The following is a 26,081-nucleotide window of genomic DNA, read 5'->3' on the forward strand; positions in this document are numbered from 1 at the left end:
TAGAGAGGAATGAGACGGATGTGTGGAATTACCGGCTGGATCGATTGGACCCGTGACCTGACCAAGGAAAGCATTAGCCTGGAGAAGATGACCGACACGCTAGCGCCACGCGGACCTGACGCATCGGGCACATGGATCTCGGCGCATTGCGCTTTGGGACATCGGCGTCTGTCCGTCATCGATCCCGAGAACGGCGCTCAGCCCATGATTCGCCATACCGGCGATGACAAATACGTCGTCGTCTATAACGGCGAGTTATATAACGCGCTGGAGCTGCGCAAGGAATTGGAGAGCAGAGGCCGGACATTTACGACGAATTGCGATACTGAGGTGCTGCTCGTCGCTTATATGGAATGGGGCAAGGCATGCTTGGAAAGGTTTAACGGTATTTTCGCTTTTGCCATATGGGATACTGCCGAGCAGGAGCTGTTTCTGGCAAGAGATAGGCTTGGCGTGAAGCCGCTGTTTTATAGTACGCAGGACGGCTTGTTTATTTTCGGTTCGGAGCAGAAGTGTATTCTAGCCCATCCGGCAGTGAAGCCAGAGGTCGGCGCAGAGGGATTGGCCGAAATCTTCATTTTAGGCCCGGCGCGGACACCAGGTCATGGCGTATACAAACAAATTAGCGAGCTGAAGCCAGGACATTGTATGTCTGTTACCCACGCCGGCGTTAAGACCATTACGTATTGGAAGCTGGAAAGCAGCCCTCATCTGCAAAATATCGCCGAAACTGCAGAGCATGTAAGCGAGCTGCTGAAGGATACAGTTGAACGACAGCTCGTTTCGGACGTGCCCGTCTGTACGTTATTGTCGGGCGGACTCGATTCCAGCGCCCTGACGACACTCGCTGTCCGCTATTACGATGCGAACGGGCAAGGCAATGTGCATACGTATTCGGTCGACTATACCGATAACGACAAGCACTTCCAAGCGCATGCTTTCCAGCCGAATAGCGATGCGCCGTGGATTGAAAGGATGACGACCCATCTCGGCACCATTCACCACCCGATTCAATTCGATACGCCGGAGCTTGTAGACGCGCTGCAAGCCGCCACCTTCGCACGCGACCTGCCCGGTATGGCCGACGTCGACGCTTCGCTGCTCCTCTTCTGCCATGAGATTAAGAAAGGCGCTACCGTCGCGATCTCAGGCGAAGCCGCAGACGAAATATTCGGCGGCTATCCATGGTTTCACCGCGAGGATGCGCTTAGCGCGAACACGTTCCCTTGGTCGCTCGCTTCGAATATGCGAGCGGATCTGCTCGCGCCCGATGTAGCGGCGTGGATAAAGCCACTGGATTACATCGGCGATCGTTACGCGCAAGCCATTGCGGAGGTTCCGCATTTGGACGGCGAAGATGAGCAGAAGCAGAAGATGCGTAGAATGTCCTACTTGAACATTACCCGCTTCATGCCGACGCTGCTCGACCGCAAGGACCGGATGAGCATGGCAGCGGGACTGGAAGTGCGCGTCCCTTTCTGCGATCACCGGCTCGTTGAATATGTGTGGAACATCCCCTGGGAAATCAAGACATCGGGCGACCGGGAGAAAGGAATTCTTCGCAAAGCGCTGAAGGGTGTATTGCCGGATGACGTTATTACGCGCAAGAAGAGCCCGTACCCGAAGACGCATAACCCAAACTATCTAGCCGCGGTCAAAGGCTTGCTGCTTGATGTGCTGAATGATCCTTCGTCTCCGCTGCTCCCGCTTATCAACGTGAAGAAGGTTAGAGAATTAGCGGAATCCGATGCTGCCAAATCCAATATCCCTTGGTTCGGCCAGCTTATGTCCGGCCCTCAATTGTTCGCTTACCTGTATCAAGTTAATCTGTGGCTGAAGCATTATAAAGTCGTGATCGGTTAAGGACACGAGCGACACTAATTTACCGAATTGCGATCCATCCGCACGGTTACGGACCGAGGTGACTCTATCGGAACGTATACCCAACAAATTGGCATTGATTGTCACATTTAGAGTCGGCTGAGTCCGTAATAAAATAGATCCGAGGATAAACCTGCGATTAAGGTCTAACCTGTCCGCACTGCGATTAAATATCGTATACCTTGTGACTCATTTAAATAACCCCGCTCGCGCGTCGCTTCTTATATGAAGCAGTGCGCAAGCGGGGTTTGTTCATTTCATATATTGTCGTTCGCTATTGCTCGAGCAAAGCAATGAGCTTCCTCAATGCATCGCCGCGATGGCTGATCTGCTGCTTCTCCTCCGTCGACAGCTCGGCCATCCCGCGGCCAAGGCTTGTCAGCCAGAACAGCGGATCATACCCGAAGCCGCCGTTGCCATGCGCCTTGTCCGTAATCCATCCGTCAACCGTCCCTTCCGTCTCCAGAAACTGGCCCGTTGCCGGATCGTACAACGCGAGCGCACAGACGAACTGAGCGCCGCTCAGCAGCTTGGAGCCATCGGCAAGCGTTTCATTGACCTGAATGACGCCTTCGCTCTCGAGCCGTGTAAGCTCGCGAAGCAGCTTGGCATTATTGTCGGCATCCTTTGCGCCTTCGCCGGCATATCGCGCCGAATAAACACCCGGTTCGCCGCCAAGCGCATGGACCCGCAGACCCGAATCGTCGGCCAGCACAGGCACGCCGAGCGCATCTCCTGCCGTCTTCGCCTTAATTCGCGCATTGGCCGCGAACGTATCGCCGTCCTCGACGATATCAGGAAAATCCGCATAATCGAGCAAGCTTGTCGTTTCCTTATCCAGCTTGCTCAGCGCGTGAGCGAACTCCTTCACTTTGCCTGCGTTCTTCGTTGCAACGACGACAATGTTGCTTGCCGCCAAAAAAGAATTAGCCATATGCAATCAGCCTCCGATACGCGCTGCGATCGGTCCCAGCACTTCCTTCTGCTTCACGATCAGCTCGCTAATGCCTTCTTCGCCCAGCGCCAGCAGTTGGTTAAGCTCTTCGCGCGTGAACGGCGATTCTTCGCCAGTGCCCTGCACCTCTACGAACTTGCCGCTGCCGGTCATAACGACATTCATGTCGACCTTGGCTTTGGAATCCTCTTCGTAGTTCAGATCAAGCAGCGCACGCTCTTGGATAACGCCAACGCTGACCGATGCAAGAAAATCAGTAATCGGATATTTATCAAACTTGGCGTTATTTTCAGCCAACTTATTGATTGCAATCGCAAGCGCAACGAATGCGCCGGTAATCGAGGTTGTTCTTGTTCCGCCATCCGCTTGAATAACGTCGCAGTCGAGTGTTATCGTGCGCTCGCCGAGCGCCTTCAGATCGACGACCGAACGCAATGCGCGCCCAATAAGACGCTGAATCTCCATCGTTCTGCCCGTCAGCTTGCCCTTTGCCGCTTCGCGAATGTTGCGGGAATGCGTTGCGCGCGGAAGCATCGCGTATTCGGCCGTAATCCAGCCTTTTCCTTGCCCTTTCATGAAGGGAGGAACACGTTCCTCTACGCTCGCCGTACAAATAACTTTCGTGTCGCCGACCTCGATGAGCACCGAGCCTTCTGCATGTTTGTTAATACCTGTCGTTATCGTTACCGGCCGAAGCTGGTTAGTCTGACGTCCGTCCAATCTCATTCGTGTCTTCCTCCTGAACCGCTCTCATATTTCAACTCATGGAATGCCTCTTCGTGCAATCTTTCCTATTTTACCAAAGTGAATCGTGAAAAGCACCTCTTACCTTTTCATCATGCTTGGTCTTGCTGCATAGCAGGTCACAAAACAGCACGCCGCTGACATTTGAATGGATTCCATACAATCAAAAGCCTAGTAACGAGAAGTTATAAGAGTTTGATTGGATCTTGTGCAGTCTAATGGAAATACAGGCAAAACCTTTCTTATATTTAAAACAAAAACCCCAGCTATCCGCCTATATAGCGAATAGCTGAGGTTCAATCAAGCGTACGCATCCCGCGCCGCCATCGTCGAATGTCGAACCGACAATTCAGGACGGAGCACAATTCGCTCGGGATGCTCACCGCGCCGCCCGATATTGCGGACCAGAAGCTGTACGGCAATCTGTCCCATCTGTTCGATCGGCTGGGCAATCGTTGTAAGCGGCGGATCCGTAACGGAAGCAAGCACCGTATCGTCGAACCCGATAATCGAGCAATCCTGCGGAATGCGAAGACCTATTTCTTTGGCAGCTCGGAGAGCGCCGATCGCAAGCAAGTCGTTGCAGCAGAAGATGGCGGTCGGACGATCATGCCGTTGCAGCAGCTCCAGCGCTTTTGTCTTGCCTTCATTGACGCTGCTGCTCAGCACAAGCGCCGGATCGAGAGACAGGCTCGCGGCCTCGGCGGCTTGTCTGAATCCACGCACTCTTTCCCTGCTGCTGCTGATCGAATCCTGCTCGGCCAATACGGCGAGACGGCGGTGGCCAAGCGCGATAAAATGCTCCGCCGCTGCAGCTCCGCCTTCATAATCATTCACAACAACGGACGGCACCTCAACGGAAGGAAAATCACGGGCAAGAAACGTAATCGGTACGCCGCCGTTCAGCAGCGGTTCCAGCACCGACAGCTCCTTGATGCCTGTGCCGATAATTACGCCGTCCACGTTTTTTTGCTGCAGCAGATCGGCATAGTGCCCTACCTTCTCGTCCTTATTATCCGTGCTGCATATAAAGACGCTGTAGCCGTGACGCTGTCCCTCATCCTCGACCGCCCTCGCGATTTCGGCAAAGAAGGGATTCGAGATGTCCGGCACGAGCAAACCAATCGCATATGTCTTCTTGCCCGTAAGCGCAGAAGCGATCATGCTAGGCTTATAGCCCATGCGCAGCATAATCCCCCTAATTTCCTCACGTCGTTCCTTGCTGATCTTGCCCTTGCCGTTGATGACAAGAGATACGGTAGCAATGGATACACCGGCTTCTTTGGCAACATCATATATGGTCGCTTTCATGACAACGTTCTCCATTCGCTTGTTATCGATTTCATTTCCATTATGCGCGCTAAGGAGACCGCTTTCAACGATTATCTCGCTGGAGATAGCCGAACATTGAACGTTTTGTCATACGGTGTCAGCACGTTAACGACGAGCGTCTGACAGTCTGCCGGGAAAGAAGCCCCGCGAATCGAACGGGCTCTATGCTCATGCGCTCCGCCGTCCACCTCAATCCACTCATTGCCTGCCGAATATCGCACCTTGCCTTCTTTCCAAAATTGCGTGCCCGTTTCGGCAGGAGCCAATTCTCCGCCTGCAAACGCCCCTTCCTTCCCGAACACGAACGAAATCTGGGTCAAGAGCACGTCAGGCAGGTCGCATCTAACGCGCAGTTGCCAGCCAGCTTGCGATTCCGTCAGCTCGATTTGCACATGATGCTCCTGCAAATGGGTTACTTCGCGCAGCTGATGCGGCAGCAAATACCAAGGGCTAACCGGACCGCTGGCCGTAACGGGCAAGCGATCGCCTGCAATCGGACCGTAATAACCTTTCGTTTCGGTCCCTGACAACAAGTAGCCGGATTCAAGCTGCGCAAGCTCGTTCATCTTAATGAAACCCGGCTCGAACGAGCTGCTGACCTGCACGCCAAGCAGACGGGCGTCACCATGCCGAAGCGCGAAGAACGAATTGGTTTCCGTCATGACCGTAACGCTCGTCTTGCCTTCCCGCTGCCGGGCTACGGGAGCGCCGAACTCAGGGTGAAGACGGCTATGATAAATTTTGCCGCCGTGACCCGCGGCATCCATCCCGCTTAAATAGCGAGCCCGAGGAAATTGTCCATTAATAACGACCCGATAATGGTCTGGCAAACTGCCCCGTTCGACTGTGTTCTTTTTCAGCTCCGGATATAGCAAATATCCGATAAAGCCGTTATTTGAACTCGCATCCGGGCGACCCAGAGCTTCTCCTCCCAGCGCTGCAATGGCGGCAAACAACGGATCTTGATCGCGATGCGCCATTATGCTGGATACTTGAAAGTAACTCGACATATCGAATTTATGTCCGAAGTCCTGCCGACCGGAGTAATCGGTGACGACTTCCCCGTCGGGATGAATCAGATAAGCCATCATCCTCAAGTTGCGACGAACCGGCGCAAGCAGCTCAGGCCTCCCAAGCAGCTCCGCCGTATGGAACAGCATAATGTCGCTAACGCCGTTGTAGATGCCATTGCTGCGCTCCGTCCATTCTCCGTCCTCCGTGCAGTCGATCCCTTCCGCCAGCCACTGATCGGCGCGGGCGATCAGCTTCTCATTGCCGGTCAACCTATGCACGAAGCCAAGCGCTGCCGTCAGCACCCACCGATGATTCGGCGTATGGCAGCCGCCAGTCAGCAGCGCCTGCGCCGAGCGTTCCAAGAATGTTCGAAGGTTGACGCGAATGCCCTCCAGCGTCGACCAATCATGCCTCTCTAACAATTCAAGCTGCTGGGCAAGACCGACGACCGCAAATGCGGTATCCGGCGGAGAATGCATATTCGTCCAGCCTGGCGATATGCTTCCGTCCTCGTGCTGCGCGCGAACGATAAATGCCGCTGCAAGCTCCAGACGCTCCCGAAGCAGCTCGTCATGATAATAACGAGAATCTTCGCATACAAGAGCACATGCCCATATCGACATAACCGCCGTCGTTCCCGTATGGGTCGCCCAAGCGATGCCGTTGTCATGATCGGCAACTCCGCCATAAAAGCGGCTGCCGCCGTCCATTATTTGATTGTCCATTCCTTGCGTGACCCAACCATCATTGATAGCAACCAGCTTCTTATACATCGTCCTCTTCCTCCTTCTTTACATGAAAACGAACAATGGCTCACGTTTCTCCAGCTCGTAGGGAACGAGCCGGAACAATGGCGTGAACCGGTGAATACGCATGCTGATCTGTACGTTAACCTTTGACCGCTCCGAGCATCACCCCGCTGACGAAATACCGCTGCAGCCAAGGATAAACGAGCAAGATCGGCACGGTTGCGAATATGACGCTCGCCGCTTTCAAGCTTTCCGGCTGAAGCATGGACTGTCCGCTTGCCCCTTCCATTTGCATGAGCTCGCTAACCATGTTGTTCTGCACAAGCTGGTAGAGCTTCAACTGAAGCGGGTACATTTCAGGACTTGTAATGTACATGAGCGTATCGGTAAATCCGTTCCAACGGCCGACGCCGTAGAATAGGCTTAGCGTTGCGATGACAGGCAGCGACAGCGGAACGATAATGCTGACCAAGGTGCGGAAGTACGAGCTGCCGTCGATCTCTGCCGATTCTTCCAGCGAATCGGGAATATTTTGCATGAACGTAATCAGAATGATCAAGTAGAACGGGCTGATCAGCCCGGGCAGGACAAGCGCCCAGATCGAGTCAAGCAAGTTCAAATTGCGCACAAGCATATATTCAGGAATGATCCCGCCGCTGAAAAACATCGTAATGACGATAATGAACATGACGATCTTGCGTCCCTTGAGCTTCGTCTTGGCAAGCGGATAAGCCGCCGCGATCGTCATCAGCATGCATAACACGGTGAACAGCAGCGTCATCATGATCGTAAAGCCGAGCGAACGGATCATCGACACGTCGGAGAACACCTGCTTGTAGGAACCCCAGTTCAGTTCGACTGGTATAAGGCTAACCTCGCCCGACATAATGGCGCGCGACGAGCTTAAGGAGATAGCCAGTATATGAAGAAATGGAGCCAGACACAGCAGCACGAAAAATATTATAGCGATCACATTGATAACATCGAATGATCGGCTTGCATGTCGATCCCTCATGTCTATCGCTCCTTTCCAATTTTCGAGAACAGAAGGTTGTTTTGTTGTTACAGAATGCTTTGGTCCGCCAATTTCTTGGAGAAATAGTTAGCGCCTAGTACGAAGACCAGTCCGACAACCGCCTGGAACAAGCCAACCACCGTAGCGAGCGTATATTGGCCGGATTCGATGCCGATGCGGTATACAAAGGTGCTGAGCACATCCGAATAATCCCGAACGGCCGTATTGCCGATGATGTAAGGTCGTTCAAATCCGATCGCAATCATGTGGCCCACATTGATAATGAGCAGCGTAACGATCGTTGGCTTCAGTGATGGCAGCGTAATGCTCCAAATCTTTCTCAGCCTGCCCGCGCCGTCGACGTCTGCCGCTTCGAACAATTCGCGGTTGATGCCGGTTAAAGCCGCCAAATAAATGATCGTTCCCCAGCCTGCGCTTTGCCACACGCCGACCACCAGATACGTTATTAACCAATCGCTCTTGTTCGTCAGAAACGGAATGGCGTCGAAGCCTAACGAGGTGATAATGTTGTTGATCATGCCGGACTGCGTGCCGAATACTTGGTAGACGATTCCGCCGATGATAACCCACGAAATGAAATGCGGAATGTACAATATCGTTTGCGATAGCTTCTTGAACCAGATGATATTCAGCTCATAGAGCATAATAGCCAAGATTAGAGGAGCCGGGAACGATACGAGTAAATCCAAGCCGTTAAGCATCAAGGTATTGCGCAGCGTCTTGTAAAAGTCCGACATCGAGAATACTTCCTTGAAGGCGTCGAACCCGATCCATTCGCTTCCGTTAATGCCCTGGAAAAAGTTAAAATCTTTAAACGCGATAATAATGCCGTACATCGGTCCATATTTGAAAATGATGAAGTAACTGACCGGTAAAATGAGCAACGCATACAATTGCCAATATCTACGTAAATACGCGATCGCGTTCAATGCCATCCACTCCTATCTCTTTACGGTGTTGCCCGGAGACGGGAGCCACGCTTGGCGTTTCGTCTCCGAGCTGCTTGATGTCGTCGCTTACGCTTATTTCATAGCCTCATAAGCTTTTGTGCGTTCGTCCAAAATCGCTTGACCGCCGTTAGCCATGTAGTCCTTCAACATCGCTTCGAACGTGCTGTCGAATTGGTCCGGCTTCACCATCGTTGTTTTGACGATCATTTCGTGGAACTTATCGCGCAGCGCCGTACCGTATTTACTTTGTGACTCAATCGGACGATCGAACTGGACAGGCTTAATCGTATCGCTTCTGGAGATCGTTAACGCTTTACGCGTCTCATCTCGGAATTGCTCCGGCATGCCGAATACGTAAGCCTCAACGTTTTTCTCTGTGTCGCCAAGCTGCTTGCCGTTCGAGATGATGGCCATGTCGCCAAAGTTGTAGATGCGGTTTTTCGCTTCTTCAGTAGCATCGGCTTTTGAAACCGGAACGCCGTCTTGAAGCGTATAGTTCTCGCCTTCTACACCGTTTTGCATGTTAAGCAGATTATCTCCGGAAGCCATCCAATCCAGGTATTTGATTGCTTCTACAGCGTTTTTACTGCTTTTTGGAATCATCAAATATAGACCCACCGGCGCATATTCCGGTTTCGGATGTTTGCCCTCGGAGTTGGAGTACACATCAACCGAGGAGAGCTTCGCATCCGGAATGTTCTTCTGAAGCGTAGCGTACAAGCCGTCCGCATAGAACGGGTTCATGTCGTCTTCGCTGAAGAATCCGACAAGACCTTTAGCTGCATCTTCAGCCAGCTTTTTCTTATCCTCATCAAGGCTGAAGTCGGTGCTCATCAGTCCTTCGTTATAAAGCTTGTTCATGAATTGCAAAGCATCCTTGAAGCCCGGAAGCAGCGTAGGATAATCGTTTGAGCCAAGCTGCTGCGTCAACGTATATCGCTGCTCTTCTGTAGTCGGCTGAATGAACGACCATACAAGCGGTTCATATTGCGCCGAAGCAAGCGCCATGCCGAGCGGGATTACTTTGCCGCCAGTTTGACCCGGGTCTTTTTCCTTGAACGCTTTTAACGTGCTGTAAAGCTCATCTGTTGTTTGCGGCACTGGAAGGTTCAGCTTATCGAGCCAGTCCTGACGAATGAACGACGAGTATTTGCCTAGATGAGCACGCTTAGCCGGGAGAGCATACTGTTTGCCGTCGTATTGGCCGTAAGCAATCGTGTCCTCACCCAGAAATTTCTTCAGGTTTGGGCCGTACTGATCGAGAAGCTCGCCGAGTTCAGTCAGACCGCCCTGCTGCGCGTAACGATAGAATGTTGGCGAATCATACGTAAATACAATATCCGGTACGTCGCTTCCGCTCGCCATCAGTACATTAAGCTTCTGAATCTCTTCCGACCGCGGGACAGGTACGTATTGAAGCGTGATGTTGTTCGGCGTGCCGAAGTTGTCTTGTGCGTATGTGGTTAGATAGTTCTTCGTGATGGTCGATCCGGAAGGCGAGTTGCCCCGGTCGAACACTTCTACCTTAAGCGTTACCGGTTTGCTGGAGGCGCCTCCGCCTCCTGTTGATTCGCTTCCTTTGTTGTCATTGCTGTTGCCGCATGCGCTGAGAATCATGGTAGATGCGAGTGTGAGTGCTAGGAGCGTACTGGCTTTCTTTTTTACGTTTTCAACTTTTACCATTTGATACCAACCCCTCTTTCTTCCCCATCAATTTGCTTCCTGCACCCGGGAATTGATCGCGCTTTCAATCGTGGCTTGCGGCCCGTGTTCGGGAAGTGGCCTCAGTATGGCACGACTTGCAAAGCAATGACAATAAACCAGTTTCGGCTCAGCAAACCGTTGCTCCAAACCCTTGTCGTATAAGGCTTTTTCCGACTAGAATAGATTATTTTCCCTACATAAACCGTTTTCCATACGCGTTCGAAAAGGCCATAATAAAACGGATTCTGACGATAAACTATAATCATAAGAGACAAATACAGCGGCAGTCCGAATGTAGTTCCTTATTCGGACTGCCGCTGCCGTTTACAAGACAACTATGTTAGGGCTGAAGGCCGCATCTTAAGCTTCCGGAATTCGCCTGGCGTAATGCCAATGATACGTTTGAATACACGCCCGAACGTGATTGAGTTCGCATAACCAACCTGAAGCGCAATACTTTGCACCGTCTCATCCGTCTCCGCCAGCAAGCGCTCCGCCTGCTGCATCCGAAGCTGTACAAGAAAATCAACAAACTTCATATCGTACTCCAGCTTGAAAAGATAGCTCGCATACTTGCCTGATATTTGGAACCGGTCGCTCAAATGCTTGAGAGACAAGTCCGGATCCGCGAAGTTTTCCTGAATGTAAACTCTCATCTCGGTTATCATCGTTTTGTAGCTTTTCGTTTCGCTCATCGCCACGTACGTCTCGAATACATACAACAAATAATCGAGCAGCTGCTCTTTCATCTCTGTCAGGGAAGACGACGCCTTTAGCTTGTCTAGCAGCGCGGACGTCCTGTCATCTTCCAAGCATTCGTTCAGCGTATTTGACAAATCCTTCAACTCGCGGGTCAGCATCTGAACGAATAATTGCATCAGCGAATGAATATCCTCATCCTTCAGCGTATCCGTCTCCAACCGCTTGAATAAATGCTCCAGCGTAGGCTGCCAGCTGTCGTTTGTCTGCCTGATTTCCTGCACGCAGTCTGTGCACATCTGCATGTAATTAAACATCCCAGGCTGATTATTTTTCGGTATATCGCCGCTGAACGTAATCGCGCTTTTGCCAATTGACAATTGATATTCCATACCGGACAAGGCATCGCGGTACGATTGTCCAATTCGGCTCCAGTCTTCTACAATAGAACCGATTCCGAACGACAATATGAAGCGCAAATGCTCTCTTACCCATTGCCTTGCAACGGAAGCTGTTGTGTGAAGCTGCTCCAACATCGGAGCAGCAGTATCGGGCACGGCGAACACATAGGCGATCCGATCCGGTGCCGTCCATTCTCCCCATCCCATCAAGCCTTCGCCCGAGGCAAGTTCCTGCATGACATTACTAAGCGCGAATTTCAGTACATTTTGCTCGTTAAGACTGTTCTCGGCTTGAAAATCATCGTACCTGTTCAGCCGAACGATCATCACCGCATACCGCCCGGCATTTGGAAGCAGATTCAGCTTACGCATCCGCTCGATCGTTTGCTGACTTCGTTCTCCGCTGATGAGTTCGTTGAACAGCTGCCTTCGCTGGAGCATAACGCTCTCTCGCTGCCCCTTCTCATAGTCTTGCGACTGATCGATTAAATTCTCGAGCGCTCGGTCAATAACCGTCAAATCATCCATTCTTACCGATTTCCCGTCGCTGCTTCGCAGCTGGAGCGCCTGGATCCGATTCATCATAAGACGTATCGGCTTGTAGTTGCGGCGTGTGACCCAAATAATATAGATGATCGCGACTGCAAATGTCAGAACCGCAATTATCACCCATAAATAAGAAACGACGGATACCCAGCCAAGCAATTGCCCAGCCTGGATGCCGCTCTCGAATGTCCAGCCGAGTGAACTCGAGGTAATTGTCGTCAGGACATTGCCGCCTGCCTCTTCTTCATCGCCATTGTAGGCGGGATAAATCCGCTGGTCGGCACCATCGGTTATCCGCATGAACGAAAATTGGTGATTCGTCATGCTTCCAATCAATTGATCGACTACATACAAATCGATATTGATGACAAGGATACCGTCCTTCCCGAATGGAAGCGGCGTCTGTTTATACATGGTGATGACCCTGACCGGCTTAAGCTGATCATATTCCCGGTACTCCCGGGATGCCGACCATCCCGTATAATTGCGGTTTTCCTTCGCGCGGGAAATGAACTCCCGGTCGCCGAAATCCGCCAGCCCCGTCTGCCCGCTTGACGTCAATACGATATCATCGGACTGCCTGTACAAATAGATGGAATCGAGCAAATCGCTATCCTCAACAAGCGATCGTAAACTATGGACAACATTGTATCGGTCGTTTGTCCCGGACGAGCCGTTCAAATACGCGGCGTAGCTCTTATTTTTCACGGCTTCATTCAGCGCGTTAAACTCAACTTCGCGGATGGCGCGTTCGATGCTGTCCACTACATAACCAGTCGTTATGCTGTCTGCCTTCGCCGTCTCGGAGCGCGATATTTCATTCACCGCGATGAACGACAAAAAGATGATCATCGATACGGTAAGCACCAAAATCGGAAAATAAGATACAAGCAACCGGAAATACCAGTTGTTAAGCTTAAGCATATACCAACCTCCTGCCAGTAACCGCCTATTCTGTAAGCGCTATCAAATAAAAGTGGAATTTTTAGGTTAAGCGGTTTACTTCTTGCATCCATTGTAGCATGGCTCACCATTAATCGAAATAGAAAAAAGACGGTACAGGAGCATCCTGAACCGTCTTTTGATCATTTAACGCGACTTTTGCCGCAATTAAGATTTGAGGGCATTCACGTAGTTTGGTCTGCCTACCGGCTTGACATAAGAATTCCCCTGAGCGTCTACGACGCTCGCTTCGCCGTTAATCAGGATTTGAACCTGGGCTGCCCCCGTGTTCTCCGTGATGGACAGAACGACGGCCTGCAGCATTTCGGAAGGCATCTGTTGGCCCGCCTCATACGTTGCATCTTCCAGATCGACCGTAACGACGTCTTCCTTCGTCTCTACGCTCGTCACCTTAACCTCTGGCAAGATGATGCTCGTAAGTTCCTTCTTATTAAGAGGGCCTGCGATTAATTGCTCCATGGCTGCTTCCGCAGTCGGCATATCGTTGTCGTTACTAATCAGCCTTGTAACCGGCACATAGTATTGATCGTCGCTGAGCGTCTTAGCGGAGAAGTACAGCGTAACCGGCGTTGACTGCATATAGTTCACGCCTTCAGCCGCTTCGATGTTGATACCGATATCGCGATTAAGCGCCAGATCAAGCGGGAATGCATCCATTGGCATCTCGGACAGCTTCTCGCCTTCAAGCGAGAGCTCGACGTTCTCAATTCCCGGAATCGCAGTCAGTGTCCAAGTAATCGCTTCGACGATCGCCCGCTCATCCTGCGGATTGTAGCTCGCGAACGGTTCGGTGAAATTGACCAGCGCAAGCTTGTTTTCCTTGTCCACCGAGAAAGACTTAATTTGAGTCCCTTGCGGGATCATGGCGCGGAATTCTTCTGGCAGCAGGTTAGCATAAGTCCCGTCCTCTACCATCATCTCCAGCGCTCTCTGCCCGGCCGCTTCGTTCGCGGCAAGCGAGGTATCAATCGATACCGGCGCCAAGTAACCGTTGCGATCCTGCAAATAAACAGTCATATGCGTGCCTTGTCCCTGCGGATCTGCCTGTCCCGTCTGACCATTGTCTGTGCCGTTCGTGTTCTCTTCCACCTGCGGGGGATCAATCGATTTCCCTGTCTCCTGCGAGAACAGCCCGCACCCCGCTGTCAGTATGGGCAGCACCAACACACCCGTGAGCGCAGTGCGACGAATCCAACTTTTTTGAACCATATTAACCTTTCCTCCCCAATCATTTTTTGCCTGTCGGCTTTGTACAACTCCTTATTTGTAGTACTATGTATACGAGCCCTTCCCTGTTTTAGACCAGTTTTGTCCACAAATTCTGAGGGGGTATATACGAATGAGCAATACGGAGAAATACAGCCTGAACAGCCGCAAAGTGGCCGAGGCGACGAATGAATGGCTATTGAAGCGCGGTGTGAAGAAGGAAGCGATCGCCGAACTCGTTCATTTTCTGCAAAAGGATTACTTCCCGGACTTAACGCCTGAGGATTGCATGGTTCACGTCGATGCCGTCCTATCGAAGCGCGAGGTGCAGAATGCCGTGCTAACGGGAATCCAGCTGGACATCCTTGCCGAAGAGGGCAAGCTGATGGCTCCGCTGCAGGATATGATCAAGCATGACGAAGGACTGTACGGCTGCGACGAAATATTGGCGCTGTCGATCGTCAACGTATACGGCAGCATCGGCTTCACTAACTTTGGATATATCGACAAGCTGAAGCCGGGCATTCTCGTTAAGCTGAACGACAAGTCAGACGGTGATTGCCACACGTTCCTCGACGATATCGTCGGAGCGATTGCAGCATCCGCCGCAAGCCGCATTGCTCACCGCAGACAAGCTGAACGCGAAGGCGTAACGACCCCTCCGCTCGATTAACAACGATAGAAGGGACTGTTTATAAAGGTCATATTCGACCTTGTAAACAGTCCCTTTTTTTTGCAAACAATCAGCTGCAAACGATATTAAATCAAGGAAATATATAGTGAAACCGATATTCTTCATCAGATTAATTAGGAAAATAAAGGTTGACAAGAGAATTATGGGGTGTTTAAAATTAACTACATTTACTATTTACGAGGTGTAATTAATGGAACAAATCCCAGTTAACAAATTTCCGACTGCATCAGCGAATGATGCATACCCAAATCCATTTGCCTATGACAATAAGGGCAATATGGAGCAACTCAGCTCTACCTACAGCTCGTCTATATTTTTTAGAAGATGGGCAGCCACGATCATCGATTTCCTGCTCATCGCGCTAACAACCGGCGCTGCTGCCTATTTATTTAAGGAAGTTCCGCTGCTGCTTGTGCTTGCTCCGCTATTGATTGCCATCTGTTATTATTTGCTGCTAGAAGGCTTAACCGGATACACGGCAGGAAAATTCGCATTGCGAATTCAAGCGGTAAACGAGAATGGACAACCGCCAGGCTTCGTCAAAGGACTGATCAGAACGCTTTTACGCCTCGTCGATACCAATCCGGTACTGTTTGGCGGACTGCCTGCTGGCATTAGCGTTCTTGCAACGAGAAAGAAACAACGGATTGGTGATATTGCAGCCAATACCTATGTAGTCAAAGTGAAAGACTTACCGCCTGGTAGCAGAAAAAAAACGATGGTGATGACGATTGCTTTCCCCGTCTACGCGGTTTTGGTGCTTGTGTTGACTATTATGGCCTTGGCCAATATCGAGACTACAGCTAAAGAACCAGAACGATTTCTTAGCGTGGACGGGCAGTTTCAAATAACCGCTCCCGCGGATTGGCGCAAAGACACAAGCTTGAATGACGAGGCCGACATTTCGATCTCTAATCTGTTTGCAGAGAAATACCTATTTGTATTGTCGGAGAGCAAGAGCGATTTTGAGGAAGGCTACACCTTGTCCGACTACCATCAAGATATCGAGGTTGCGCTAGAGCTTACAGCATCCGACAAAATCTATTATCCGACCACAGAGACATTTATCGGCAATTATCCTGCCTACCAGCTCAGCTTCGAGTCGGAGTATGACGGGATGAAGATTGCGTACATTGTTACAACGATCGAAACCGATACACATTACCACCAAGTATTTGCATGGACGCTTGCTTCCAATTACGATAGCCTTCAAGCCGAGCTCCATGATGTCGTGTCGAGTCTAGAGGAAACAATCCCTGAGGCTTAATCACAATGCTTCAGCGACCATAGGACAATCTGAGAAGACACCTCGCCGGTGTCTTCTTTCCTTAGGTTCTGCTACTTCCCAACGCTTATCGGCATGGACTGCTCATTGCCCACATTCACCAAAGCGGCATCGAGCAGCGGCTTGTTCGGCAAGTAATGAAGCGATTTGACGAAACGAATCGTTTTCGTCTTGGCGCGCATGACGATGGAGTGGGTCTCGGCACGCTGATCCGAAAGGTAGCGAACGCCCCCTAGGAACTCGCCCGGCGTAACGCCTGTTGCAGCGAATATGACATCCCCTGTACCGATCATATCGTCCATTGTCAGGACGCGGTAAGGGTCGGCGATGCCCATCTGGATACAGCGGTTATACTCTTGATCATCAGCCGGCATAAGTCTAGCTTGGAGCTCACCGTCCAAGCATTTGAGCGCAGCTGCGGCAAGCACGCCTTCAGGTGCTCCGCCAGAGCCTACATACAAATCAATGCCCGCCTCGGGAAACGCTGGTGCCATCGCACCGGCAACGTCCCCGTCCGATAGAAACTTGATGCGCACCCCAACCATGCGAAGCACCTTAACAAGCTCCTCGTGCCGTGCGCGGTCTAGAATCATAACCGTAAGATCGGATACTTTCTTATTCAGGGCGCCCGCCGCCTTCTCCAGCGTCACTTCCATCGGATCCGTAATGCTAAGCTTGCCGACTAATGCAGGACCGAATGCAAGCTTCTCCATGTACATATCCGGCGCATGGAGCAACTGCCCCTTCGGGGCTACAGCGATGACGGACATTGCATTATTAAGCCCTTTAGCCACGATTTCCGTACCTTCGAGCGGATCCACCGCTACGTCGACCTCCGGTCCGTTCAAGCTGCCGACCTCTTCACCGATATAGAGCATCGGCGCTTCGTCCATCTCCCCTTCGCCGATAACGACCGTTCCGCGAATAGATACCGAGTCGAACATCGCGCGCATCGCGGAAGTCGCTGCGCCATCCGCGCTATTCTTATCTCCTCTGCCCATCCAAGGCGCAGACGCCAGAGCCGCCAATTCCGTTACACGTACGATTTCAAGCGCTAACTCTCTCTCCATAATCGACTCTTCTCCCCTGCTCTAATGTTACGGAATCATGCGTATGGCTCTCAACTTTCATTTCCGTTATTTAATATGTATCATAAATTTATATATGACGCAATATATAATTTATTATGTTCATTAAATCATCATTAACCGTCATAAATAGATTGTCATTCCATATTATCAACCAATAGAACGTTTACTTACTCCATTACGCTTCTATTGAGACGACAAAAATAGCCGGAGCTCCAGCCGCTCCGGCTATTTTGTCACCCGTTCATTCTAATAAATCTCCAGCTCGATTAACGATGGACCATAGATTTGGAAACCTCTCTCCGTCATATACAACCGTACAAAACGACCTTGCACGCTCTCATCCAGCTCAATCGTTTCCGTCAGCTCATCTGCGCCAAGATTGCGATTATCGGCATGGACGACTACCCAGTCCTCGCTGTCAGCAGATAAATCGTCGCCTTCCTGCGCCACCGCAATCTCAAAGGCTTTGCCGTACGCAGTCTCCCAAGCAAGCACAAACTTTTCAATAGTCCGCAACTGACCAAGATCGACATACACCCATTCCGGGCGCATCGCCCCTTCTTGATTGGCGGCCCAGTCGGCCGACCAACGCGTTCCCAGGTCGCCGTCGGTCAACAGGTCGGCAGTGAAGCCTTCGCCGATACTCGAGGCGGTAACGTCTTTATCCAGGGCGAAGTTCGTGCCCGCTGGATCGGTACCCGGACCCGGGTCGGTGCCCGGCCCGCTTCCGCCTTCAACATCCCGTATCCAATGGCCGTACACTTCAAATTCATGCAGAGAGTAGCCCCATGGAGTCGCTCTGTCTACGCCAAGCATACGAATATGGCGAGCTTCCTCTACGGCCAGCGGAATGTTCTCTGTGCCGCCTGTTCCGTTCGGATTGACATGGACGTCGGTCCAGTCTGCTTCCACTGGAACCGCTGCACTCGACACTTGAAGTTTGTAGGATGCGGCATATGCCCCCTCCCAGGCTAAGACAACGTTATCCAATGAATAGATCGCACCAAGATCGACCGCTACCCAGCTGTTATCGTCGAAGGCAGATTCCCATCTGGTTCCGAGCGTCCCGTCGAATGCGTTTCTAGCCGGCATCGCCGCGTTAGATAGTGACGATGACGCTAACTTGTTAAGCGCAATGTTGTTCGCAGCTGTAAATACGCGTTGCTCAGCCATGACCGCCCCGTAACCAAGCGCTTCTATAGCAATCGTGTACGTCTTGATCGACGGGAACAAGCTCGCGTTCAGAGTAAGCTGACCTTCAGTCAGCGAATAATGTTCCGCCGCGACAGCGATACCGTCAACGGTAACGCCCGTTACCGCTGCTCGCCATGCCGTATTATCGGCGAAGGTGACGACAATCGGCTGCCCGACCTTGTTGTCCGTCGTATCCGTCGTTAATGCAGGACCCGGCGTCACTTCCGTGATCGATACGTTATCGATGTAGATCGTATGCGGCGGCACAGGTGTCGTTCCACCTCCATTCGTTACGTTACCGAGCAAATATTTCAGCGTTAGGTTTACATTAGCGCCGGGCAATAAGCTTCTCTTGTATACAGCATTAGAATCGCTTGTAATATTGAAGCTAATCTTCTGATTGTTGTTGGAGCCGGTAAGCTCGAGCTCAATGGGGCGGTTCGCCGTCGACCAAGCGTTGAAGCTCAGCTCATAGGCTTTGCCTGCTTGCAGCACGATGCCGCTTTGCATAAGCTGGATAGCCCAACTGGCATTGCCCGGATAGTGGACGTCGATCTTGGCGGTTTCGTTGTGGGCCGTCAGGTCGGCCACGCCTCCCTCGCCGACCCAATTTTCCCAAGAAGCAAAGCCGCTCGACAAATCGCCGTTCAATACCAGATTGCCGTCGCCCGGCATTAGCTGCTGACTGACCGCGGCATCGCCATAACCGGCCGCCTTGATGACGATCGCATAAAGCTTATCGTCAGCGAACACATCCGAACCTATCATGATGCTGCTTGATTCTACCTCATATTGTTCCGGATCAAGAATCTCGCCGTCTACATCGATGGATGTTATCGCCTCTCTCCACGTCTCGTTAGCCGCGAATCGAATATCCACCGGCTGGCCTACGCGATTATTCGTTGCGTCCGCAGCAAGCGTTGGCGGTCTCAAGACCGGCGCTCCTTGTACTTCAAGCACGACGTTGTCGATGAAGATGTCATGAGCTCCGTCTGGGCTTTGTATGGTTTTGCCGAGCAGGAACTTCAGCGCAAGCGAATCATCCGTCGTCATTCGGAACGTGAACGAGAAGTGCTGCATACTCGGACCTATCATTAACGGGCCGGAGTAGAAGCGTCTCGTATAACCCGCATTCTCCAATGCGACTTCGATATCCCGGGCGGCGGTCGAGCTAGCGTCAAAGGACAGCGTGTATGTCATGCCTTTGGATAATTGCAGTCCCGATTGGTTAAGCATGACATTCCAAGCCTCGTTGCCGCGGCTTGCCACCGCAACTTTCGCCGCGCCGTCCGTTGCGCTGAATTGCGCGTTGCCGCCTTGCACGAATGGCTCCCAGCCGTCAATTCCGAAAGCAAAGTCGCCGTTCTTCAGCGGGAACAGATCAATGCCTGTAAAATCGACATTTAAGTTCGTAAGCCTTAGCAGCTTTACATTATCCAGCCTTACGTCCGCATCCTCGCCGCCGAGCAGAAAGACGAGCTGAGCCTCTTCGTCGGTGATGCCGGCAGGCATGGTGAAGCTTACCGAATGCGAGTCGCTTACCGTATCCAGCTCAATCGTATGCGGACCGGAATAAGTCACGCTGCCGTTCTTGCTGACGAAAGCAATTCCGATCGTACGCGGCGCTTCTGCAGAACCGTCGAAGGTCAGCTTATATTCATCTTGTTGCAGCAGATTGATTCCTTGCTGAATCAACTTGATCTGCGCAGCATCCGAACCACCGTTTTCGATGACGGCCGACAATTGACGCTCGACAGGATCAACGGATAATAACGCATCCGCCGACTCGCCAATTACTGAATTCCAATAGACCATCCGATCCATTGCGCCAAGGTCAAAGCCCCCGTTATACACATGGTTGCCGCTTCCGAGCGGAGATTTCGGGCCGTTCGGATCGTTCAGCACCTCGATCTCTTCCAGCTTCACGCCGCCAATCCAAACATCGCTTACATTCGAGCCCATATTAATCTCAAGCCTTGCTGTCTTATCCGTATTCGCCGTCATCAGGAAGCGGTATTCATAGTGTCCTGCCTCTGGTTTCAACGCTGCCTCGAAGCTGTCCGAGTATGCGGCCCAGCCGTTGTCCTCGTCTCCCCCCAGCTTGAGCGCGATACTGCGAGCCGCGGCAGACTTCGCGTCGAAGCTAAGCTTATACGCATGGCCTTTGACGAGCGTCACATACTGAATGAACTGCAAAGCGTGCAGCGCGTTGCCGCCATTGGTCACATCGAGCTTCGCGTACGGAACGCCGCCGATCGACTCCACCGTCGCTGTTCCGGCTCCGCCGAAGTCGGCGCCGTGGACGAAGTTCCAATATTGCGGATCCATCGCCGGAGACGCCGCGTTAACATCCTTGATGCCGTGCGCATAATCGGCGTCAAAGACCAGATTGCCGCCGACCGCCGGCTTGCCGCCTTGCGGGAACGTCTCCTTCACCAGCAGCGGCTCGACCGGCTGCTGGTATGGACGCCCCGTCAGCTCGTAAGCTCTGACGTAATCGACCTCCATCTTCGCAGGAAGCTTCGAATCGTCGGGCGCTCGCTGGCCGTCGTAATTGCCGCCGAGAGCTAGGTTCAGAATGATGTAGAACTCTTTGTCGAAAGGAGCAGGGAACGCGTATTTCTCCGGCTGATCCACTCCCCAGCTATGCCAATCATTAATTTCCTGGAACAGATTTCCGTCTACGTACCAGCGAATTACGCCAGGCTCCCACTCCACGGAGTACGTATGGAATTCGGCAATGCTCTCTCCTGCGGGAAACTCGTATTTCGCGCCCGTCGCTTTATTGTTCGGAGCGCCTTTGCCGTAGTGGATCGTACCGTCCACCTCGCCCGGCAGCCTGCCTCTCGCTTCCATAATGTCAATCTCGCCGGAGGATGCCCAGCCGCCGTATTCCTGATCCTTCGGCATCAGCCAGAAGGCCGGCCATATCCCTTGCCCTACCGGCATCTTGATGCGCGCCTCGAACTTGCCGTACGTTTGGCTGAATGTCGGCGACGTCCAAAGCCTGCCGGACGTATAACTTTTGCCGCCGACGCTTTCTTTCTTCGCCTCGATCGACAACATTCCGTCGGCTACGCTAATATTTTGCTTGCGATAGTACTGCTCCTCGTTGTTGCCCCATGACGGAACGCCGTATTCTGCGCCGTTGCCTTCCTGGTAAGCCCATTTGCTCAGATCGACGCCATTCGTATCGAGATTGTCGCCCGATCCGTTGAATTCATCCGACCAGGTTAAGCTCCACATGAGCTCAGCCTGCATCTCCTGCCGTACTTCGGCCGGCTCGAAGCCGGTTGCCCGAATCGCTATCACATACGTCTTCGCGGCAGTGAACTTGCCGGCATCGATTATCAGCTTGCCCGGCTCCAGCGTATAATCACCAGCTGCCACAGCCACGCCGTCAATCGTCACCGTGCGAACAGCCGCTTCCCAAGTTGCATTGCTGGCGAATGTCAGCTCAACCTCTTCGCCTATCGCGTTGTTAGCGGCATCTGGCGTTAGAATCGGAGCAGCGGGCAATCTGATATCGTTGCCCGATCTGACCTTCTCGCCGGTCGCTTCCTTCGCACCCTTAAGTTCAAGCCGCACATTATCGATCAGAATTTGATGGTCGGCATCGGGAGACGGTGCCCCGTCTTGATTCCCAAGCAGGAACTTCAGGCCGGCAATGTCTTCCTCGGCCATCGTGAATTCGTAGCTGAACGACTTCGTTATTTCGTCAAGCTCTACATCCGTCTCGAAATAACGGAAATAAGTACCGTTCTCGACAATCGCTTCAATTGTACGCGGCACGGTCGAGCGCGCATCGAACGACAAGATATAAGTTTTGCCTTTGGCAAATGCCATGGAGAGCTGCTGAACGAGAACATCCCACGCGTTGATGCCCGAATGCGCAATGCTTACTTTCAGTGCATCGTCGTCGGCCGTAACCACGGCGCTTGATGGTCCGTCATATTCGCCTTGAATATGAGCAGTCCAGCCCGTCAACTCCTCATCGAAGTAGCCGTTCTGCAAGAGGAACGCCTTGCTCCGCGCATCCTTCAGCTCGACTCTCACATTATCGAAATAAATATCGTGCGCTCCTATCGCCGCTGCCCCCAGCAGCTTGCCGAGAAGCAGTTTGAGGGATGCCGTTGTGTTCAGACCGATAACCATATCGAACGTGAACGTCTGCATTTCGCCCGTCAATTGCACCTTCTCCGACAACAGACGGTTGCCGTTGCTCTCGTCAATGACGATCTCGATCTCACGGTTCACCGACGCTCTCGCATCAACCGATACGGTATACGTCTGATCCTTGAACAGCTCGAAGTCGGTCTGCATCAGCATGACATGCCATGGCTCCGTACCTTCGTTCGTCACAGCCATCTTCATTGCCCCAGCCGCAGCCGAGAAAGCTGCATTCGAGCCGTATCCGTCGTAACGCCCCTGCACATGCTCCGCCCAGCCCGCCGTGCCGTTCGAGAAGTCGCCGTTCTTCACCGGGAACTGGTCATTGAGCGACAGCTCGCCCGCATTATTGTTCGTCAGTCTTAACATTGATACGTCATCGATGTACACATCGGCTTGCTCGCCGCCAAGCTGGAATGCGAGCACCCCAGCCACATCCGTATCATTCGCCATCGTGAACATCACTTCATGCGTATCCATCGATGTCGTAAGCGAAACGGATTGTGGAGCTGCATAATTCGTACCATCCGCACTCCGAACAGCTAAGCTTATATTCCTTGCGGCTGTCCCGCGTGCTTTGAAACTGATTTTGTAATCATTATCCTTAATCAAGTTCATGCCTGGCTGCGTCAGCTCGACTGCGCCAGGCGCATTCCCTTTGGTCTTCACATCAACGAGAAGCTCTCTTGCGCTCGGATTAACCGACGCAGAAGCATTCGCGCCTGATGCCGATTTCAAGCTCCAATACGTCATCCGATCCAACCGGCCGAGATCGAAGCTGCCGTTATACACATGGTTGCCACCCAATGGCTCTTTCGGCGAAGTTTCATTGTAAGGATCCGGTGCTGTCGTTTCTTCCACCTTCACATTGCCAAGCCAGATCGGATTCGTGCTTAGACCCATGTTGAACTCGAGTCGCGCGAGCGGGTCGGTACCCGCTCCCATTTGGAACGTCATCTCATAGGACTGCAGACTGCCGGACAATCTCGCTTCCAGCGTATCGGAATACGTCGTCCATCCTCGGCTTTCCCCGCCGCCGAACTTGACGGTCATCGTCCGGTTCGCGTCCGACTTCGCGTCGAACGACAGCTTATACCATCTGCCTTTGCCCAAGGTAACATTCTGGATCAACTGGACGGCATGAGCCGCATTGCCTCCAGAAGTTATGGCTGCCTTCGCGTACCTGACACCGTCAATCGGATCGACGGAGATCGAGCCGTTACCGAGGAACGTGCTAATATGGGCAAAATTCCAATACTGCTCGTTCAGCGTCACATTCGGCTCGGCAATTGTCGTGAACGGCTGGTTAAACGCCGTATCGTATATGAAGTTGCCGTTCACCGGCTCCTTGTATGTAGCCGGATACGGCTCGGCTTCGAACGTCGGCTCGACCGGTTGCTTGTAAGGCCTGCCCGTCAGTTCGTATACGCGCACGTAATCGACCTCCATCTTGGCCGGAAGCAGAGACGGGTCAGGCGTTCGTCCTCCGTCGTAATTACCGCCTACCGCCAAGTTCAAGATCATATAGAACGGCTTGTCGAACGGCGCAGGGTACGCATACTTGGCCGGCTGATCCGCGCCGATGCTGTCCCAGTTGTTCAGCTTCTGATACAGTTTGCCGTCAACGTACCAACGGATCTCGCCCGGTTCCCACTCGACGCCATACGTATGGTACCCCGTAATGTCTTCGCCTTCCGGGAAATGATATTCATCGCCGGTGGACTTGTTGTTCGGCCAATTGCGGCCGTAGTGAATCGTACCTCCCACTTCCTCCGGCAGTCTGCCTCTTGCTTCCATAATGTCAAGCTCGCCCGATGAAGCCCATACGCCGTACTCGCTATCCTGCGGCATCATCCAGAACGCTGGCCATATGCCTTCGCCTACCGGCATCTTGATGCTCGCTTCGAATTTGCCGTATGTCTTCGTGAACGTCGGAGACGTGAACAGCCTGCCCGACGTGTATGGCTTGCCGCCGTAACCATCATCGTCCGCTGTAATCGTCAGCTTGCCGTCCTCCACTTCAATGTTCTCCGGACGGTAATACTGCTGCTCATTATTGCCCCAACCGTCTAGACCATAATCCGAACCCGTACCGTTCTGATAAGCCCATTTGTCGAGATTGACGCCATTCGTATCGACATTGCCACCTGTGCCGTCGAATTCGTCATTCCACACGAGCTCCCATTGTTCCGGCTGCTCGCCGCCTGTTCCTCCCCCGCCGCCAGTGCCGTTTCCTTGATCGCTGCCTTTCGTTACGACACCATCCTTAACGGAAGCCTCTTCACCTTTATTTAACGGGGCGCCATTAAGCTCCGTATTGTCGCCGTTATTGTCTATATGTTCAACAGATCCATCAATCGTTAGCTCCGTATCGGATGCTTCTTCCCCAATCGTAAGCTCCGAGATCGTCGAGCCTTTTCCGACCTCCACCTTCGCACCTGTTTGTACAGCAACGTGCTCAATTGAGGATTGCCCGTCGATTACGACACGAACCGGACCATCCGGCTTATGAATAATGATCGAACCTACCAACGAATTCGTAAAATGAATACTGTTGATTCCGCCGCCATTTACATATACCGTGCCTTTCACCGTCATCTCCTTCAAATAGGCGCTTCCTTCGCCAATACCCGCGGACAAGAAGAGATCTTCCGCAATCGTTCCGCCGGATAACATAACGCCATCCGTATTTACAACCGCATTGCCAGTAGAATCAAAACGATCCACTGTGCCTGCCTCATTAATAATAGCCGTGGCAAGCCGATCCAGTACGGCTACAATCTCTGCTCTCGTAATCGGACGCAGCGGCCGCAAATTGCCGTCCGGATATCCTTTCATATACCCTCCGGCTATCATCTTCTCAAGCGAAGCTATCGCGTAAGCGCTTACTTTGTCGTTATCTTTAAATCCGGCCAAACCTCCAGCTGCAGCTTCAGGCAGCTTGAACAACGGTGCAGCTACCATCGCCGCATCCTGTCGCGTCAACGGAGCATCCGGCTTAAATAATCCGCTCGGGTAACCATTGATGGCCCCTGCCTTCCACACGGATGCAACGCTGCTGTAGTACCATGCTTTCTTTGGCACATCGCCAAACGGCAGTTTCCCGCTTCCCTTCAACCCGAACACGACTTGAATCAGCTTGGCGAACTCCGCCCGCGATACGCTGCGATCCGGCTGCAAGCTGCCGTCGGGGTACCCGGTTAACAGCCCTTTGTCTACCCACTTGGTTAGAAGCGCCTCACCCCAATGCGCCGATTCCCCGTTGCTTGCGGACTGTGCGGATACTGCAGGAATATATGACGCAAGCATTAGGAAAACAAGTGCCAGCGAAATCAGTTTTTTCGTCATTACTTTCCTTCCTTTCTCGTTCAAATCCATCGATTAGGCCGTAATTGGGCATAAAAAATCAGCCTGCTCTTACAGTTCGATAATGACACTGCAGGTAACAGGCTGATGTGTGACGTTCA

14 protein-coding genes are annotated in these 26,081 nt (G+C 52.3%); 3 read left to right on the forward strand and 11 right to left on the reverse strand.

Annotated features, from left to right (window positions below; translation table 11 throughout):
- The first annotated feature begins 18 nt into the window (after positions 1-18).
- On the forward strand, positions 19-1,863 hold the full coding sequence (asnB, locus tag V8F51_RS07605; RefSeq protein ID WP_337099832.1) for an asparagine synthase (glutamine-hydrolyzing): 1,845 nt from the start codon (positions 19-21) through the stop codon (positions 1,861-1,863).
- A 292-nt stretch (positions 1,864-2,155) separates the two neighbouring features.
- Here asnB and rdgB read toward each other — a convergent pair whose 3' ends face one another.
- From rdgB to V8F51_RS07650, 9 genes are all read right to left on the reverse strand, one after another.
- Positions 2,156-2,815, reverse strand: coding sequence for an RdgB/HAM1 family non-canonical purine NTP pyrophosphatase (rdgB, locus tag V8F51_RS07610; protein ID WP_337099572.1), 660 nt, complete (start codon positions 2,813-2,815; stop codon positions 2,156-2,158).
- Positions 2,816-2,821: 6 nt separating this feature from the next.
- Positions 2,822-3,562, reverse strand: a complete 741-nt coding sequence (gene rph, locus V8F51_RS07615) for a ribonuclease PH (RefSeq protein ID WP_337099573.1) — start codon at positions 3,560-3,562, stop codon at positions 2,822-2,824.
- 318 nt (positions 3,563-3,880) lie between these two features.
- Positions 3,881-4,891: a LacI family DNA-binding transcriptional regulator gene (locus V8F51_RS07620; RefSeq protein WP_337099574.1), complete on the reverse strand. Its 1,011-nt coding sequence runs from the start codon at positions 4,889-4,891 to the stop codon at positions 3,881-3,883.
- A 71-nt stretch (positions 4,892-4,962) separates the two neighbouring features.
- A complete protein-coding gene (locus tag V8F51_RS07625; protein ID WP_337099575.1) occupies positions 4,963-6,699 on the reverse strand; it encodes a hypothetical protein in 1,737 nt (578 codons plus the stop codon).
- A gap of 115 nt (positions 6,700-6,814) precedes the next feature.
- The gene (locus V8F51_RS07630) at positions 6,815-7,690 is read right to left on the reverse strand and encodes a carbohydrate ABC transporter permease (RefSeq protein WP_337099576.1); all 876 of its coding nucleotides are present in this window, start codon (positions 7,688-7,690) and stop codon (positions 6,815-6,817) included.
- Positions 7,691-7,737: 47 nt separating this feature from the next.
- On the reverse strand, positions 7,738-8,646 hold the full coding sequence (locus tag V8F51_RS07635) for an ABC transporter permease (RefSeq protein WP_337099577.1): 909 nt from the start codon (positions 8,644-8,646) through the stop codon (positions 7,738-7,740).
- Positions 8,647-8,733: 87 nt separating this feature from the next.
- On the reverse strand, positions 8,734-10,344 hold the full coding sequence (locus V8F51_RS07640; protein WP_337099578.1) for an extracellular solute-binding protein: 1,611 nt from the start codon (positions 10,342-10,344) through the stop codon (positions 8,734-8,736).
- Between the two features lie 356 nt (positions 10,345-10,700).
- Positions 10,701-12,935: a helix-turn-helix domain-containing protein gene (locus V8F51_RS07645; protein ID WP_337099579.1), complete on the reverse strand. Its 2,235-nt coding sequence runs from the start codon at positions 12,933-12,935 to the stop codon at positions 10,701-10,703.
- 186 nt (positions 12,936-13,121) lie between these two features.
- A complete protein-coding gene (locus V8F51_RS07650; RefSeq protein WP_337099580.1) occupies positions 13,122-14,183 on the reverse strand; it encodes a GerMN domain-containing protein in 1,062 nt (353 codons plus the stop codon).
- 130 nt (positions 14,184-14,313) lie between these two features.
- Between V8F51_RS07650 and V8F51_RS07655 the strand changes: the two genes are divergently transcribed.
- Entirely contained in the window at positions 14,314-14,853 is a 540-nt protein-coding gene (locus tag V8F51_RS07655; protein WP_337099581.1) for a phosphatidylglycerophosphatase A family protein, read from the forward strand.
- A gap of 211 nt (positions 14,854-15,064) precedes the next feature.
- Positions 15,065-16,141 carry an RDD family protein gene (locus tag V8F51_RS07660; protein ID WP_337099582.1) on the forward strand — a complete coding sequence of 359 codons (1,077 nt, stop codon included), beginning with the start codon at positions 15,065-15,067 and terminating at the stop codon, positions 16,139-16,141.
- A gap of 71 nt (positions 16,142-16,212) precedes the next feature.
- Here the strand turns inward: V8F51_RS07660 and glpX are convergent, their stop codons facing one another.
- Complete coding sequence (gene glpX / locus V8F51_RS07665; RefSeq protein WP_337099583.1) at positions 16,213-17,229, reverse strand: class II fructose-bisphosphatase; 1,017 nt, start codon at positions 17,227-17,229, stop codon at positions 16,213-16,215.
- 267 nt (positions 17,230-17,496) lie between these two features.
- The gene (locus V8F51_RS07670) at positions 17,497-25,962 is read right to left on the reverse strand and encodes a carbohydrate binding domain-containing protein (protein WP_337099584.1); all 8,466 of its coding nucleotides are present in this window, start codon (positions 25,960-25,962) and stop codon (positions 17,497-17,499) included.
- Between the last annotated feature and the right edge of the window lie 119 nt (positions 25,963-26,081).

Source organism: Paenibacillus sp. YIM B09110 (genome assembly GCF_037167145.1).
Lineage (GTDB): Bacteria > Bacillota > Bacilli > Paenibacillales > Paenibacillaceae > Pristimantibacillus.